Here is a 15,535-nt window from a genome sequence, read left to right as displayed (position 1 = left end):
CACATTCGCCATCCCGCCATCACTGGTGCATTTATATTGGTGTTTTAGAACTTTCATGCAAACGACTACTCGTCCTTTTTCTCGTTTTACTCGTGAATCGGGTGCATTAATGCATCTGTCGATACCTATTATTCTGACTCAGCTTGCCACTCAAGCGATGGGTTTTGTGGATACCACAATGGCTGGTCAAGTGAGCGCTGCCGATCTCGCGGCGATCGCCTTGGGTGCTAGTCTGTGGATTCCAGTTTTATTGCTGCTTCGCGGCGTGATTATGGCGCTTACTCCTGTAGTGGCTTATCACCGTGGTGCGCGTGACTTTGAGAGCATCTCTGTCGAGTTCTTTCAAATGGTTTGGCTCGCATTGATTTCTAGCGCGCTGCTGGTGGCTTACTTGGTCAGCGCGAAACCTATCTTAGAGTGGATAGGGGTTGCATCAGAAATTATCCCTATTGCTAGTGATTATGCGTTTGCCTTGGCGTTTGGTGTGCCGGGTATTGCTTTGTTCTATACCTTAAATGGTTTCTGCGAAGGGATGAACAATACTAAAGCGCCGATGATCATTTCAGTTATTGGCTTGTTGGTGAACATTCCGGTTAACTACATCTTAATTTACGGCAAGTTTGGGTTTCCTGAACTCGGTGCGGTAGGCTGTGGTTGGGCAACCAGTTTGGTGTATTGGTTAATGTCAGGACTATTGTATTCCTACATTAAAGGTCATCATCACTACAAAACGATCATTCGGTTTACTGATATTAAACCAAGAGCAAAAGAGATGATTCATTTGCTTAGGTTAGGTCTACCGATCGGTATGAACATTGCGGTTTGCGGCAGTATTTTTGCTGTCATCGCGTTGTTGATTGGTCGTATTGGAGCGGAAAATGTTGCGGCTGCGCAGATCGCTTTGAATATCTCCAGCATGACTTACGTGATTCCAATGAGCATTTCGTTTGGTATCACTATTCGTGTGGGCCACGCATTAGGTGCTAAAGACGAGATAGGCGCGATTGAACGCAGTAAAATCGGAATCTTGGTTGCAGGATTGATGTCGTTAATATCGGTGACAATTTTCTTGTTGTTCCCGGATTGGATTATTCGACTTTACACTACAGACCCAGCAGTGAGTGCGACAGCAGCAACGCTACTTGTGTTTACAGCGATGTACCAGTTTAGTGATGCGCTGCAAACCTCTTCGAACGGTGCGCTCCGTGGGTATAAAGACACGAAAGTGCCGATGTTGTTGGCGATTGCTTCTTATTGGGGATTGGCATTGCCGCTTGGCATAGTGCTAGGGCTGACAGATCATATTGTGCCAGCTATGGGTGAAAAAGGTTTTTGGATCGGCATTCTTACGGGACTGACTGTGGCTGCGATATTGATGTTGCTGCGTTTACGTCACGTAATTAAAAAGCGTCCGCCTATTACTTCTGATAGAGCTTCTGATGGAATGACTACTCGCTAATAGTAAAAGCGCGTGATACCTGAGAAAGGGTCACGCGCTTTTTGATTATTCGTTAGCTGCTAGAGCAGTAATCGTCCGTTTTTATAGCTAAGCCCATTCTCAACATCGCTGCCGAGTAGCACTGGACCATCGAGATCCACCACTTCTGCTTTAGTTGCTATAGGCAATGCTGCTTTCATTGCCATTGACGTTCCCAGCATACAGCCGCTCATGATCATCAGTCCGAGTTCACGAGCTCTTCCTTCTAGCGCTAAGGCTTCTGTTAGCCCGCCAGTTTTATCAAGCTTAATGTTGATCATCTCATAACAATCGACGAGTTCATCTAGCTCGGCTCTGGTATGGCAACTCTCATCAGCGCACAGTGGGATAGGGTGGGGAATACCCTTGAGCAAGTCATCTTGGCCACTGGGAACGGGCTGCTCAATCATGGTGATGTCTAGCGGTGCTAATTGATCGAACAAGGACTCAAGATCAAGTGACGCCCATGCTTCATTAGCGTCAATGACGATCTTCACTTCAGACGATAATGCTCGAATAGCGGCTATTTTCTCAACGACATCCTCGTTATCGAGTTTGACCTTCAACAGCGTTGCACCTTCATCAATATACTGCTCTGCTTGGCTTGTCATGGTGTTGAGGTCAGCAACAGACACCGTCATCGCAGTTTCGATACTGGGTGCAATCGCAAAATAGGGTGATGGGAACTGGCTATCAGAGAGCTGACTTTCAAGCGACCATAACGCGCAATCAATAGCATTTCGAGCAGCGCCAGCCGGATAGTTTTGCAAGGCGAGTCGCGCTTCAAAGGGGTCTTGGGTCACTAGGTCGGCACTAAACTCATTGATTTGTGCCATGACTGATTCAACCGACTCACCATATCTCGGATAAGGCGTACACTCCCCTTGTCCAAGTTGTCCTTGGTATTCGATGGACACACGAACTACTTCACAGTGAGCACGTGTGCCTCTGGATATAGTGAAGGGCTTCGCGAGTTTAATTGAGTGATGGTGCGCTTCAATCTTCATAAGATTCTCACAACGTTTTTAGCTTGTTAGCGATTGAGTCTACCCCGTAACGAACAGGGTCCGTTACGGGAAGGTCAAACTGTTCACTCCATTGTTGACAGAGTTCTTTGGCGTCAGACTCATCCAATATGGAAGTATTTAAACAGATACCTGCAAATTGGACTTTGGGGTTAGTCACACGTGCTGCCAAAAGGTTAGCGTTAATTGTTTGCTCAATTGTGGGCAATTGCGCGTGGGGGAGGTGGCGAATATGCTGACGTCCAACTTCGTGACAAAGAACAAGCGCATCTGGCTGAGCTCCGTGCAATAGTCCCAAGCTTACGCCAGCAAAGGATGGGTTGAAAAGAGAGCCTTGTCCTTCAATGATATCCCAATCATGATCGTTAAACTCAGGACTTAAAGCTTCTACGGCACCAGAAATGAAGTCTGCTACGACCGCATCCACTGAAATGCCTTGACCGTCGATTAATATGCCGGTTTGCCCCGTTGCTTTGAATCTAGCGTCAACATTGAGCTGCTTGAGGGCTTGTTCGATGGCGAGGGCACTGAACATTTTCCCTACTGAGCAATCTGTTCCAACAGTGAGTAGTCGTTTCCCCGAGCGCTTTTTACCGTTACCTACTGCAAGGCGTTCGTCATAGTGTCTAACATCAAACAACTGGATTAAGCCTTGATCTGCCATTTGGGCTAACTCTGGGATATCTGTCAGTCTTTGATGCATTCCCGATGCGATATCTAACCCTAGATTTGCTGCTGCAATGAGTGTCTCTACCCAGTTTCTAGGAATAAAGCCGCCCGCATTGGCGGTGCCTATGACCAGCGTTTTTACGCCTTGTTTTTTAGCCTGCTCAAGTGTTAATTCATTAAGCCCTAGAGAGACGGTATCCTCGGTTAACCTGAGTTGTCCTAAACAGGCATCTGGGCGCCATTTGACAATACCGCGCGCGGTTTTTGCTGAAAGAGGATCAGTGACGTCACCGAGGAAAAGCAAGTAAGGCTGAGAAATGTTCATAGTGTCCCTTTATTAACAAGTAGCGAGATTCACAAGTAGCCCGTTTACAACTAGGTAAATTCCTAGCAGCGAGGCTAATGCTATCTAAGATAGGGAGGGAGAACTCTAATAGCGAATACCCTGTTGTTAGTCGCCTATAACATTAGGTTATAGGTGGCTATATGTTGTAACTAAGCACTTGCGTGATTCTTCAATATTGAAAGAAAAGATTTCGTCGCAATCGAAAAAGGATGTAAGTCGCTGGTAAGTAGTGAGACGGAACAGTCAATAACGTCGGATAGCTGGAGGCTATGTAAGTTCTCACTTGCCGCATATTGGCTGGCAGTCCAAGGGTCAACAATCGCAATACCAGCGCCAAGAGCGGCCAGTTCTGCACCTGAACTGTAATTCCTAACTGTAAGGGACGGAACAAAATCAGGCTGTATTTGCTCAAGGGCGAGCGTGAGTTTCCGCCCTAAAGGATCGCGCCTGTCCAGGGCGATGATGTTCAGTTCATCGTCCAACAGAGCTTCTAACGTCACTACAGGGTGTTTATTTTCGCCATCGCTCAATCGAGTGAAACCAGATGTTGGTACTAGAACTTGCATTGATTTCTTGGCTAGAAGTTGGTGAGAAATACCGGCAGGAGTGTCTTCACCAAACGCGACGGCAATATCGAGCGCATTGTCAAGTAATGCGTCGCACAGTTCACTGCGATTACCGGTGACCAGTTCTATTGAGCATTGATGTGCTTGATGAAATTGTGCAATCACCGGTGTCAGGAATTTTGTAGCTAATACTGGTGGCGCACCTATTCGAATATGTTGATGCCCTTTTTTAACCTTGTTGGTGAGGGTTTTAAATTGGCCGAGTTGTAGATAGATTTTCTCTACTTCTGGTAACAGGGTTCTGGCTTCTTGAGTGGGAACCAGACGACCTTTGACGCGCTCGAACAGAGAAAAGCCAAGCTGTAGCTCCGTATGAGCGAGTACACGGGTCACATTAGGTTGCGATACATGGAGGTTTTTCGCCGCGCCAGAGACGGTTCCCGTTTGCATAATCGCATAAAACACTTCTAGTTGACGTAAGTTCACAAAGACTCCATTCCCATACTGGCTCGCTGTAACTGTAATGGATCTTGCGCCTGAAGAGAATGACCGATTTTGACGCGATAAGGACTCTATCAGAAAACTGATGAAACCCTTATTTATTAAGCCTAAGTTGGCTTATTGCCTGTTTTGGTCAAAATCTCCGTGGAAATGGTCGTGATCAGACACACTGTCGGCGGCTTTTAGTTTTCCACCAATACGCAGAGTTTGTTTCGGCTGAACCTCATAGTGTGTGCTAAAGCGCGCAACTTGCGGTGCTGCCTCGGCAACCTCGGGGAAACAAGGTTTCGCTCATCGGGTAATAAGTTGTTTCGCAAAGAATTTGTTGAAGTTCAATTCAATATCAGAGGTGCCAAAAGGCGGCTCAAAACATGAGGACTAGATAAAACAAAGGCTCGAACCTAGGTTAGGTTCAAGCCTTGAGTTGAAATTAGAAGTTAGACGGCTGTGGCGGAATTAGCCGATGAAATGCGACCAAAATATGGATGACCAGATCATAAGTGCTAAACCAATTGCCAGAAACACAGCGGCAGAGCCGAGGTCTTTTGCGCGGCCTGAAAGCTCATGACGTTCTAAACCGATTCGATCAACAACGGCTTCAACCGCTGAGTTCATCAGTTCGACTATCATTACAAATACAACACTACCGACCAGAGCCATTTTCTGAAAAAGAGAAACATCGATGAGCAAAGCAATAATAACAGCGGCAATCAGTGCGACCACTTCTTGACGAAAGGCAGCCTCGTTCTTCCATGCAGCAATTAGCCCTAACCAAGAATATCGGGCGGCATAGATGATACGTTTGATTCCGGTGTTTTTTTGTATTTCACTCATAGTGTTAATTCAACTTCATTATTAGGGCATCGTTGCGATTGTTCGCATCTTGGTCATCGACCGACTTAGAAATATTGGCGATCATTTGGAACTCTTCATGAGTCCAGATCTCTTTCTCATTTAATGCGGACGGCAGTATATCAAACGAATCTATCTTGTCAGCAGCAACGAGCTGTAATTGACCAAACTGCTCAAGCTTGTTCAATGATGACAAAGAAAGTGGTGTGCCTTTGGTGACTCCATTTGGGACCAAATCTAGGCTGTAGTGGTAATCGCGAGTTTTAACTACCCATTTATTTGGTAAGCGTTTGCTGCTATCCCACCAGATACCATCCAGCTTTTTAAGCTGTGCGATGGTGATGTCTTCGTCTTGGGCATCTAACATCTTTAGGTGCTTTCTGAAGTATTGTGGAAATAACACGACAAACGCATCTTGAGTGATGTCAGGGTTGATCTTAATGACCTCAATCGCGATTAGCGCACCTAACATATTTGAGTACAAATCTTCAGGAGAGAAGGCCGAAGGATACTCTTTAAACCCGCCGACAGACACTAAGCCATACCATTGAGCAATTTCATGCCATTGTGCAAGGCGAAACGCCAGTAAACCTGCGAGCTTCGCCTGTTCGTTGTTTGCTGAGTCAAGCTGGTCTAAGTTATTGAACACGATTCTTCGAGCACGAAGCTCTGGCGTCAGAGCCAATTCAAAGTCGTCATTGTCGCGATTTTTGATACTGTGATAAAGGTATAAGGTGAAGTCCGCAGTATCTCTCACATGGGCGGTATCGATGAAGCCACCTTTATTAGAGAAAATCAGACCGTTAACTTCGTCTGATGTGCCGATAAGACTACCTATGACACTCGAAGAACCATCATTAAACACGTGAGCATCAACGTCTTCGACATTAAGTACGTTTTTAATGGAGTAGAAAGGGACGGGTACTCTTCCTAGCTCTGCTTTAAGGCCTGTTCCAAAGGCGCAGCATGGTCTTATCCCTACTGGTACAGTGTTTACGTCAGCAAAGCTGGGCTGAACAGACGCAAAAGCTAGACTAAGTAGTAATACTATTCTTCTCATAATCAACCAAAAATCAGTGTGTGGAACGAAAAAACGGCAAAGTGTGCAGTTTACACAGCCTTGCTTTGTCAAAAAAATGCAAGAATTTATGGTGACGATAGTAAATCAATGAATTGATGAAGTTTACCATTTCGTGCCAGCAGCGATTTCTACGTGGTTTCTTCCTCGCTTTTTGGCGGCGTAGAGGGCTTCATCCGCATTTTCAAGCATGTTTTGTGGAGTAATTGGATGGTTACCTAAGTGCTGAAACGCGACACCAATGGAAATGGTCACAATGTCATAAGGGTCGTTACCGGAATGCGTGATGTTGAGTTTCTCTACTTCTTGCCGCATTTGCTGTGCTAGTACGACACTCTCTTCTTGTGAGGTATTGATGAGAAGTGCACAAAACTCTTCCCCCCCGATTCTCGCCACCATATGACCACAAGGAGATAACACTTGTTTGAGTGCTTGTGCCACATAACGAAGGGCAAAGTCTCCTTGGACATGACCATAGGTGTCGTTGTATTGCTTAAAGTGGTCGACATCTATCATCATGGTCGTAATGGTACTAACAAAGAGGCTTTCGGTGTTGTGGGCGAGCTCAGTCATAAACGGACGGCGGTTGGGTAGACCAGTTAGTTCATCTGTTTCGGCAGCAATATGTAACCTGCGATTTGTTTCGATGAGCTCGTCTTGTAAGGCAGTCATCTCGTTATGATTTTTCAAGCGAATGTGCAGTTCACTAATGGTGGTTGATAATCGGCTTAAAATGGTTTTCTGTGTTTCCGTCCATTGCTGAGGATGATACAAGTTAGACGCGCTCAATATGCCGAAAACAGACTGACCATCAATAAGAGGGAATAGGGCAATAGAGGCGATATTTTGGGATTTGAGTAGTGTGTATTCAGTCTGCGCGCTTTCTTCAATCGATTCGATGTCATCGATGATGATGGGGTCGAGAGATAGTAACCGCCTTTGCAGTAATGTCATGGCTTCGATATTAAAACCTTCACCTAAAGGGTTTTTTGAACCATCAGCCCGCCACGAATAGCTGAACGTGGCCATCTGCTCTTGAATTGAGAGTATGCTAATACGATCAATTTCTAAAACTCGTCCTATCGGTTCAAACGCGCTATACATCACTTCGGTAACATTATCTTCGTTACATGTGAGTATGTTTAATGACATATCTGCCAAGATACGATGCAACTTACTTTGTGCTTTGTACGCTTCCGTTTGCCGTTCAATAGAATGTTTAAGTTGGTTCTGATGCTGCAATAGCTGACGTTCAGTTTTTTTCTGTGCTGCAATCGCATTACGAGAAGTATTGTTTAGGTTTTGTAAAGCGTGAGCGACATAGGATAGTTCATCTGTACGCTCTGTTAAATCTTGCGGTAGTTTCACTTTGCTTGAGGTTCTAGGACTAATATCTTTCGAAAGGCGATATAGATCCAAAAGTGGCGTCGTTATAAGCTTGCGAACAATATAGAGAATAACGACCAGAATAATAACGGCTTCGATAATGTTAAGTAAAAGTCCTAATGCGAGCTTAGATATCACTTCTTCTTGAATAATTTCATCGTCAATCATGTAAGAGATGTTGCCGAGGTAGCGACCGTTATATCGCAGTTCCAGTATTGAGGGGTTGGTTTTGATGTTTGGTGATAAATTAGCGTCCAAATAGGTACCATCGACACCTGTTAGACGAATGTTGCGAATGTAATCATCCTCACTAATGCTCAGCATAAGCTGTTGAAGTTGAGAGAGGTCTAAATCCCATAGCGACTCTGCAATGGGATAGGTGAGCGAGTGTACATGGACTCGAGCATGTTTGTTCACATTGTGTATTTCCTGTCGATAGTCGACATAGGCTTGAATGCTTACGTTTAAAAGCGCCAGAGCTCCCGTAACGATAATCAAAATAGTGATAATTTTATTGCGGATGGACATAGCATTGAAGCGTTGCATCTATCGTTCACTCGCTTTTGACAACAAAAGGGTCGATTGGGTTGGCAAAAATGTCGATATTTTCGAAGTCTATGTTGTTCCATGCTTTGTTCTCAAGCGTAGAGAAAAGCTCAGAGGGGTAACGAATGATCTGGAATAGATTAAGTTTGGTTCTTTGTGGCCAACGCTGGTCTTTCTGGTGATGGTGAATCTTAACCATTTGCAAGCCGACCGCAGTGAAGTGTCCACCGCCCAATGAAGTAATATGCCCATCTTTCAGCTCCGATAGTACTGCCTGTGAGGTGTTGATAGTGCTAATAAATACGTCGTTGCCTATACTGCGTCCCGCTTCGCTAATTGCTTTTTGAGCACCAAATGCCATGTGATCGTTGGCGGTCCAGATGTAACGGACTTTTGGATGACGTTTAAGCAGGACCTTGGTTTGTTCATAAGCCAGATCCTCTCGCCAATCTCCGTACACTCGCTGCGCAATCGTGGTGTGCTCTTGCTGCATCACAAACGCCATAGCTCCTGCTTCGCGATTGTTTGAGGCTGGAGTGTTTTTATCTCCTGACAGGATTACGAAGGCGCCTTGTTTATCCTTTCCTTTTTGATACAGATCTTTGGCAGTGAGATATCCGATATTAAAGTTATTGGGAAATACGCCAGGCATAAGCCGCGTATTCCATATTGGATCGGTTCGCAGCGTTTGTTTGTTTGAAGGGGAAAGGTCGTTAAGTACGAAAGAAACAAAGCAATTTGATTCAGATAGCATGTTCAATAATGCAAGGCCGTTGCTTTTTTCGTTAACGAGAACGACATAGTCGGGCTTGGGTAAAACTTGCATCCGTTCTGCAAGCAACTGTTGTGTCAGAATGTGGTCTCTATTGCCGTGAAGTATCTCCAAGGTTAAGCCCAGCGAGGATGCCGCTGCTTGAGCGTAGCCGTCAACGTCTCCCCAGAAGCTCTCTTCGGCAAAGCCTGGGTTAACGAATAGAACTCTTGTCGTGATGTTCTGGTTCGCACTCAACGCGAACGGGCTATGAATGATAAGCAAGCAGCATATCAACCAAATGGATCTCCAAATCATACTAACACTCCCTGTGTTAGAGAAAATTATGGGATGTAGATCACATTAAGTCGAATGGATTGGTTTGAATTTGTTGCAGATTATTCGAGTTTCTCATTTCTTGAACGCTTTTTTGGTTTTGAGATAGCAGAAATGAAAGGCATCAGCCACGAGGTAGGGCGTGGCTGATGTGGGTTTGCTTATAGGGATAAAGGTTTTGATTTTATGATTCGTTTGGCCCAAGCCCTAGCGGGATGCAGTTGTGATAAAACATCTACGGGTAGCGGAAGAGGATCACCGCAAATCTCAGAGGCTAATAGCTCAGCCAAAAGTGGCGCAGAACTCAGTCCTCTAGAGCCTAAACCGAGCATACAATATAAGCCGCCATAATTCGGAAGTTCAGCTAACGTGTTGTCGTCCTCCGAATAGGAGGCATCCAGCTTATCAAAATCACACACTTGACCAACGAAGGGTAAATGATCTCGACTTACGGTGCGAATCCCCTGTCGTGACTGATTATCTGAGGTGTCTACCTCATTTACCCACTCGACGTCTTGAATACAGTGTCTGAGTTTTTCTGCATTTGCGAACTGAGCTTGTTGATCAAATTGGTTATCGATGTGTTTTCGATCGTAGCTTGCGCCGATGCAATGGGTGCCTGTTTGTGGATTGTTTGGCGTCATGTAACCGTCATAACATAACACCGACTTTAGCGGTTTGAGCTTATCTGTCGTCTGAATATGGCTGACTTGTCCTTTTACCGCCGTAAGATGTAGTTTCTCTGTTTGTTTTATAGCACTGAATTTATGGCCATTAGCAACGATAACTGTGTCGAAATGAGTTTGATGGATAGTGCCGTCAACGAGGATGACTTGCCACTTTCCGTCCTGCGCTTGTTTTAGCTCAGCTACTTCTAAATTAAAGTAAGCACTACTTTTTCCATTTCTTACACTGCTTTGGATTAGACCTTGAGTGAGCTGGAATGGACACAACCAACCTCCGAGAGGGTAGTGAATGCTCGCATGCGGCGAAGGGAGGCCGATGGTCTCTGAGGTTTGCTCTGCATCCAACTTATGGATAAGCGCTGTCGGAAAGCCTCCTGACAACATACGTTCGAGCTTAGTAGTAGATTTCTCGTCCCACATAAGTTGCGTGACACCGCACCAATCGTGGTCGTAAGGGATTGTGGTTGCTGCTTGCTCCGCAAACTGGCGGGCATAAATAAATGCTGGAGCAAACACTCTGGATACGCCTTTGTGCTCACCGTTAAGAAGTGGGTAAACCGCACCTTGCCTGTTTCCTGATGCACCTTGAGCAGGTTCACTGTCTTTGCAAAATAGTTGACTGTGAATTCCTCGATTTGCTAACGCTTTTGTCAGGCAAGCACTGGCAATGCCGCCACCAATGATGGCTACTTGTACTGGTGTATTTAGATGTGGTCGATAATACAATGAGTGATAGTTTGTGAATGGCGTTTTTTGTGCGATTTGACCGACAATCATGTCACGCTTTGTGCCAAAACCTTTGGCTTTACGCATATCAAAACCCGCTTCGATTAGACCTCTTCGGACAAAACCTGCTGCAGTGAACGTTGCACAAGTACAATCTTGTTTACCGAGTTTAACCATGCCGTTAAACAACTCTTGATTCCACATCTCTGGGTTCTTACTTGGTGCAAAACCATCTAAGAACCAACAATCTACTATACCTTCGTTTGGTGTGGGTACTAGTGGCATGCAGTCTTTTATATCGCCAAACCAGAGATCTAGCGTTATCGCGCCATCCGCTAAGACAATGCGATGACATTCCGGTACAGCCATAGGGTAATGTGCTTGCAACTGTTCGGCATAAGGAGCTAACTCCGGCCATGCTTGATGCGCTTTTTCTAGATCGGTTTTTGAGAGAGGGTATTTCTCAAAGCTAATAAAATGCAGTTCTTGAAGTGTCGAATCCGGATTGCTCATTCGGAACTGTTCGAACCATTGCCATACTGCAAGGAAATTGAGGCCGGTACCAAATCCGGTTTCAGCAATGACAAAACGTCGTTGTTCGAAATCCTGCCAACGCTCCGGAAGGCGATTTTGTTTCAAAAAAACGTAACGTGTTTCTTCTAACCCATTGACATTAGAGAAGTAAACATCGTCAAATTGGTCTGAAACTGGAGTACCCGACTCATTCCAGTCGAGTTGAGCGTGAGTGATGGAAGTCATAATATTGACACTTAACTTGTGTTATACCCGTTACTAGAAAGTTATCACAACTACAGTTATTAGGGCATCGATAGCATTTATTGGTGCGGATTGTACGAATTTATGGGAAAGCTGACCACTTATATCCTGTATCTTCGTTATCATTTAGCAGTTTTTGAATTTATAGGAAAGTCACATGAAACGAGTCGTAATTACCGGTATGGGTATTGTTTCGAGCATCGGTAACAACGTAGAAGAAGTTTTAGCGTCTCTAAAAGCAGGCCGTTCTGGTATTAACGCCTCTGAGCAGTTCAAAGAGATGGGCCTTCGTTCTCAAGTGTGGGGCGACCTGAAAATCAACCCAGCTGAGCACATTGATCGTAAAAAAATGCGCTTTATGGGTGATGCTGCGGCGTACGCTTATCTGTCTATGGAACAGGCAATTGCTGATGCGGGTCTAACAGAAGACCAAGTATCAAATGACCGCACGGGTATTGTTGCTGGTTCTGGTGGTGCGTCAGCACTAAACCAAACACTAGCGGTAGACACTATTCGCGAGAAGGGCGTGAAGCGTGTTGGTCCTTACATGGTACCTCGCACTATGTCTTCAACTGTTTCTGCATGTTTGGCGACTCCATTTAAAATCCGTGGTGTGAACTACACGATGAGTTCTGCATGTGCGACGTCGGCACACTGTATTGGCCATGCGATGGAACTGATTCAACTTGGTAAACAGGACATCGTATTTGCTGGTGGTGGTGAAGAGCTTGATTGGACTCAAACTATGATGTTTGATGCTATGGGCGCACTATCTACTAAATATAACGAAACACCAGAAAAAGCCTCTCGCACTTACGATGCAAACCGTGACGGTTTTGTTATCTCTGGTGGTGGCGGTATGGTTGTTGTCGAGGAGCTTGAGCATGCTCTAGCTCGTGGCGCGACTATCTACGGTGAAATCGTAGGTTACGGTGCAACTTCTGATGGCTACGACATGGTAGCACCATCTGGCGAAGGTGCGGTTCGTTGTATGAAGATGGCGATGCAAGATGTAGAAGTGATTGATTATGTAAACACTCACGGAACATCAACTCCTGTTGGCGACGTAAAAGAACTGGGCGCTATTCAAGAAGTATTCGGCGGCAATAGCCCTGCAATCTCAGCGACAAAAGCAATGACAGGTCACGCATTGGGAGCAGCTGGTGTTCATGAAGCAATTTATTCTGCGCTAATGTTACATCACAGCTTTATTGCACCAAGCATCAACGTTGAAGAACTGGATGAAGCAGCTCAAGGCCTAGATATTGTTACTGAAACTCGTGAACAAGAACTGAATACAGTGATGTCAAACAGCTTTGGCTTTGGCGGTACTAACGCAACGCTAGTATTGAAAAAGTATCAAGGCTAAGACTGGATAATCAGTTATTATGATTTCCAGAGCTGACCAGTGAAAATTGGTCGCAGACGCAAGTTTTAACTCCTGGAGAGCGGGTTAAAATCCTTTTGTTCTGGATATTGCCCAGCCATTATTGGCTGGGCATTTTTCTATCTAGGGAATTTGAAAAGAGATCTCTCGACACTGTGGTGAAGATCTAGCACAATTCATGCCTAGGTAAGGACAACACCCTTTGGACAAAACAATGAAGATTATTGTTGATGAAGCAATGCCTTATGCTGTCGAATTGTTCGAGCAGCTAGGTGAAGTGATAGCGAAACCAGGACGTGAGCTAACTGCTGACGACCTTATTGACGTTGATGCGCTGATGATACGTTCGATCACAAAAGTGAATGAATCGTTGTTAGAAAAAGCGAACAAATTGAAATTTGTCGGTACAGCGACAGCAGGCATGGATCATGTTAATCAAGCATTGTTGCAACAGCGTGGTATCTTTTTCACTGCTGCGCCAGGTTGCAATAAGGTTGGCGTTGCGGAATACGTGATCAGTAGCTTGATGGTTATTGCTCAGCAACAAGGCTTCTCTATTTTTGATAAAACAGTGGGCATTGTTGGCTGTGGTCAAGTCGGAAGCTATCTCCAAAAATGTTTACAAGGTATTGGTATTAAGGTTCTGCTCAACGACCCTCTTAAGCAGCAACAAGGCGACAGCCGTGAATTTACCGACCTAGATGTACTATTAGAGCAATCTGATGTCATCACTATGCACACGCCAATCACACGAGATGGTGAATTTCCCACTCACCATTTAATCGATGAAGCGCGTTTAAACAATTTTAGATCTGACCAAATCTTAATAAATGCAGCACGAGGTCCTGTGGTGGATAATGCTGCTCTAAAGCAGCGACTACTTAAGAACGATGGGTTTACTGCTGTTCTTGACGTGTTTGAGTTTGAACCAGTAGTTGATTTCGACCTGCTTCCTCTGTTAACGTTCGCGACCCCTCATATTGCAGGCTATGGTTTAGAGGGCAAAGCTCGCGGTACCACGATGATCTTCAATAGCTATTGTGAATTTTTGCAGCTATCTGAACGTGCTAACCCAGATGCTTTATTACCTATTGCACCCATTCCACAAATTACATTAGATAGAGAGTGGAATGAAGCGACACTGCATAGCATGACTCAAATCATCTATGATGTACGCAAAGACGACGCAATTTTCCGCCGTGAAATTCACAATGAAGGCGGCTTTGATAAAATGCGCAAAAATTATTGGGATAGGCGTGAATATGGCGCCATCCTTGTTAAGGGTAGCGATTCATGCAATTTAGCACCTTTAGCAGAACTAGGATTTCAAATCGAGGTAACCAATGAGCCAACAATTTAATATTGCTGTATTTGGAGCAACCGGCGCTGTAGGTGAAACTATGGTGGAAGTGCTTCAAGAACGCGAATTTCCAATGGGTGACATTTACTTGCTGGCTAGCGAGCGTAGTGAAGGTAAAACTTATCGCATTAATGGTAAAACCGTTCGAGTAGAGAATGTAGAAAACTTTGATTGGTCTCAGGTTCACATCGCACTGTTCTCTGCTGGTGGTGAGCAATCAGCTAAGTGGGCACCAATTGCAGCTGATGAGGGTGTAGTCGTTATCGATAACTCCTCAAACTTCCGCTATGAGTATGATGTTCCTTTGGTTGTTCCGGAAGTTAATCCAGAAGCGATTGCTGAGTTCCGTAACCGTAACATTATCGCTAACCCAAACTGTTCAACTATTCAAATGTTGGTTGCATTGAAGCCTATTCATGACGCAGTAGGTATTGACCGTATTAATGTCACGACGTATCAGTCAGTGTCTGGCGCGGGTAAAACAGGTATTGATGAGCTAGCGGGTCAAACCGCAATGCTACTAAATGGCAAACCGGTTGAAAATAAAGCATTTAGCCAGCAAATCGCATTTAACTGTATTCCACAGATTGACCAGTTTATGGACAACGGCTACACCAAAGAAGAAATGAAAATGGTGTGGGAAACTCAGAAGATTTTCAATGATGCGAGCATCATGGTGAACCCAACGTGTGTTCGAGTTCCAGTATTCTATGGCCATGCTGAGGCGGTACACTTAGAAACTCGTGCACCAATTTCAGCGGAAGAAGTGACGCAACTGTTAGAACAAACGGACGGTATTGAAGTATTCCATGGTGAAGATATGCCAACTCAAGTTCGTGATGCGGGTGGCAAAGACCACGTTATGGTTGGTCGTATTCGCAATGACATCAGTCACCACAGCGGTGTCAACCTTTGGGTAGTGGCAGACAACGTACGTAAAGGCGCTGCGACGAATGCGGTGCAAATCGCAGAAGTGTTAATTCGTGATTACTTCTAAACTCGTTACGTTCAATTTAAGTTGATAATTAAAGGCCTCTTGTTAGAGGCCTTTGTTCTGTATAGTGTG

Annotated in this window: 12 protein-coding genes; 4 read left to right on the top strand and 8 right to left on the bottom strand. The window is 44.9% G+C overall.

Annotation, left to right across the window (positions count from 1 at the left end):
* The first annotated feature begins 55 nt into the window (after positions 1-55).
* Entirely contained in the window at positions 56-1,459 is a 1,404-nt protein-coding gene (locus tag VME0621_RS14180; RefSeq protein ID WP_062463320.1) for an MATE family efflux transporter, read from the top strand.
* A 59-nt stretch (positions 1,460-1,518) separates the two neighbouring features.
* Here the strand turns inward: VME0621_RS14180 and VME0621_RS14175 are convergent, their stop codons facing one another.
* The 8 genes from VME0621_RS14175 to mnmC all read right to left on the bottom strand — a co-directional run bounded on the left by VME0621_RS14175 (position 1,519) and on the right by mnmC (position 11,704).
* Positions 1,519-2,484 carry an enolase C-terminal domain-like protein gene (locus tag VME0621_RS14175; RefSeq protein ID WP_062463322.1) on the bottom strand — a complete coding sequence of 322 codons (966 nt, stop codon included), beginning with the start codon at positions 2,482-2,484 and terminating at the stop codon, positions 1,519-1,521.
* Positions 2,485-2,491: 7 nt separating this feature from the next.
* Positions 2,492-3,496 (bottom strand): N-acetyltransferase DgcN, encoded by a 1,005-nt coding sequence (dgcN, locus tag VME0621_RS14170; protein ID WP_062463325.1) that lies wholly within the window; start codon positions 3,494-3,496, stop codon positions 2,492-2,494.
* A 170-nt stretch (positions 3,497-3,666) separates the two neighbouring features.
* Positions 3,667-4,569: a LysR family transcriptional regulator gene (locus tag VME0621_RS14165; protein ID WP_062463327.1), complete on the bottom strand. Its 903-nt coding sequence runs from the start codon at positions 4,567-4,569 to the stop codon at positions 3,667-3,669.
* Between the two features lie 471 nt (positions 4,570-5,040).
* Complete coding sequence (locus VME0621_RS14160; protein WP_062463330.1) at positions 5,041-5,418, bottom strand: diacylglycerol kinase; 378 nt, start codon at positions 5,416-5,418, stop codon at positions 5,041-5,043.
* Positions 5,419-5,422: 4 nt separating this feature from the next.
* Entirely contained in the window at positions 5,423-6,496 is a 1,074-nt protein-coding gene (locus VME0621_RS14155) for a DUF4056 domain-containing protein (protein ID WP_062463332.1), read from the bottom strand.
* A gap of 123 nt (positions 6,497-6,619) precedes the next feature.
* A complete protein-coding gene (locus VME0621_RS14150; RefSeq protein WP_062463334.1) occupies positions 6,620-8,446 on the bottom strand; it encodes a GGDEF domain-containing protein in 1,827 nt (608 codons plus the stop codon).
* A gap of 7 nt (positions 8,447-8,453) precedes the next feature.
* The gene (locus tag VME0621_RS14145) at positions 8,454-9,515 is read right to left on the bottom strand and encodes an ABC transporter substrate-binding protein (protein ID WP_062463337.1); all 1,062 of its coding nucleotides are present in this window, start codon (positions 9,513-9,515) and stop codon (positions 8,454-8,456) included.
* A gap of 179 nt (positions 9,516-9,694) precedes the next feature.
* Positions 9,695-11,704 carry a bifunctional tRNA (5-methylaminomethyl-2-thiouridine)(34)-methyltransferase MnmC2/FAD-dependent 5-carboxymethylaminomethyl-2-thiouridine(34) oxidoreductase MnmC1 gene (gene mnmC, locus VME0621_RS14140; protein ID WP_065311694.1) on the bottom strand — a complete coding sequence of 670 codons (2,010 nt, stop codon included), beginning with the start codon at positions 11,702-11,704 and terminating at the stop codon, positions 9,695-9,697.
* Positions 11,705-11,879: 175 nt separating this feature from the next.
* On the opposite strand from mnmC, the gene fabB reads away from it, so the two are divergent.
* The 3 genes from fabB to VME0621_RS14125 all read left to right on the top strand — a co-directional run bounded on the left by fabB (position 11,880) and on the right by VME0621_RS14125 (position 15,466).
* On the top strand, positions 11,880-13,091 hold the full coding sequence (gene fabB, locus VME0621_RS14135; RefSeq protein WP_006071332.1) for a beta-ketoacyl-ACP synthase I: 1,212 nt from the start codon (positions 11,880-11,882) through the stop codon (positions 13,089-13,091).
* Between the two features lie 232 nt (positions 13,092-13,323).
* Positions 13,324-14,469 (top strand): 4-phosphoerythronate dehydrogenase, encoded by a 1,146-nt coding sequence (locus tag VME0621_RS14130; RefSeq protein ID WP_062460407.1) that lies wholly within the window; start codon positions 13,324-13,326, stop codon positions 14,467-14,469.
* Positions 14,453-15,466 (top strand): aspartate-semialdehyde dehydrogenase, encoded by a 1,014-nt coding sequence (locus tag VME0621_RS14125; protein ID WP_062460405.1) that lies wholly within the window; start codon positions 14,453-14,455, stop codon positions 15,464-15,466. The genes VME0621_RS14130 and VME0621_RS14125 overlap by 17 nt, the downstream gene beginning before the upstream one ends.
* Positions 15,467-15,535 lie beyond the last annotated feature (69 nt).

The sequence above is a fragment of the Vibrio mediterranei genome (assembly GCF_900088415.1).
GTDB lineage: Bacteria > Pseudomonadota > Gammaproteobacteria > Enterobacterales > Vibrionaceae > Vibrio > Vibrio mediterranei.
The sequence above is the reverse complement of the archived record's forward strand: the minus strand, read 5'-3'. Positions and strand labels throughout refer to the sequence as shown.